Source organism: Streptococcus oralis (assembly GCF_001578945.1).
In the GTDB taxonomy this organism is placed as follows: Bacteria; Bacillota; Bacilli; order Lactobacillales; family Streptococcaceae; genus Streptococcus; species Streptococcus oralis_Q.
Genome location: NZ_KQ969687.1, coordinates 1 through 211 on the forward strand (window position 1 = coordinate 1; position 211 = coordinate 211).

At 48.8% G+C, this 211-nt stretch carries 1 pseudogene; it reads left to right on the forward strand.

Annotation, left to right across the window (positions count from 1 at the left end):
• Positions 1–211, forward strand: a pseudogene (locus SORDD16_RS11000) (ABC transporter ATP-binding protein); the annotation flags it as partial.

Below are 211 nucleotides of genomic sequence, written 5' to 3' on the forward strand. Positions count from 1 at the left end.
TTTTGGGCACTCAGTTTTCTCCTCGCGACGACGGTCATTAAAAGTGTCATTCCCCTTGTGGCTTCCCACTTTATCGACCAGTACCTCAGCAATCTCAACCAACTTGCCGTGACCGTTTTGCTGGCCTACTATGGCCTCTATATCCTGCAAACTCTGGTTCAGTATGTTGGCAATCTTCTCTTTGCGCGGGTGTCCTACAGTATTGTCAGAG